At 38.0% G+C, this 1,089-nt stretch carries 1 pseudogene; it reads left to right on the forward strand.

Features of this window, described 5'->3' with window-relative positions:
- Nucleotides 1–1,089: pseudogene (locus AX662_RS09690) on the forward strand (KxYKxGKxW signal peptide domain-containing protein); the annotation flags it as partial.

Raw genomic sequence — 1,089 nt, forward strand, 5'->3', positions numbered from 1 at the left:
TTTCCAATCTGACAACCAAAAAGATTGGTATTACTACACTGCCAACGGTGAAAAATTGACTGGTTGGCAAAATGTTGATGGTGTTATCCTTTATTTTGATAAAGATGGGAAACAAGTCAAAGGACAAGAACGAGAGATTGGTGGAAAATACTATCGATTCGATGAGAATGATGGTTCTCTATTAACGAATCAGTGGCATCACACTTCAATTTTCAATGGCTATAGGACAGAACCTCAATATACAACTTATACTAATTACTTAGGCGAAGATGGTGCTGCATTTATTGGATGGCATACCATTGACAGTAAACGTTATTATTTCAAACCTGACGGACTTTTGGCTAAAAATGATACTGTCACAATTGATGGGAAGATTTATCTTTTTGATTACCAAGGACAATTGGTCAAGAACAAATATGGCATTGTTGAAACTCCTTCAATGTTCCATGCAAACACTTCTACCTACCGTACCAATGCTAACGGCGAAGTCTTAACTGGTAAACAAATTATCGATGGAAAAGAATATATCTTTGCTTCAAAGGGTCAAGTTCTTGATGGTATCATAGGTTATGACAGCAAACTTTATCTAGTCACAGATAGTAAAATAGAAAAAAACTATTTTGGAGCCCTTTTTTCAAAAAAAACATTTTGGGGCGGGCCTAGTTTCTCTGGAATCTATGGAACTGATAAAAACGGCGTCCTCCTAGAGGGCATCCAACGAGGCTCCGATGGTTACCTTCACTACTTCCAACCAAAGGTGGAAAGTATTAACAAGCCTACGTGGAAAGAAATCGATGGCAAGCGCTATCGTCTAACAAAATCATATCGAACAGAAAGATATGCTGGTATGTACACCACTATTATCCTTACTAACGACACTTTGAAAGTCGATGATAAGACCTACACAATTGATAATGAGGGAGTAGTGACTGAATTTACGGCTAAAAACCAATTTGTTCGCGATGATTTCTGGAACTGGTACTACTACGACAAAGAGGGCAAACTCCTAACAGGCCGTCAAACCATTGATGGTGTTCAACTCTACTTTGATAAAAATGGTAAGCAAGTCAAAGGTAGCCTAGTAGACAT

This window comes from Streptococcus sp. CCH5-D3 (assembly GCF_001556435.1).
Classification (GTDB): Bacteria; Bacillota; Bacilli; order Lactobacillales; family Streptococcaceae; genus Streptococcus.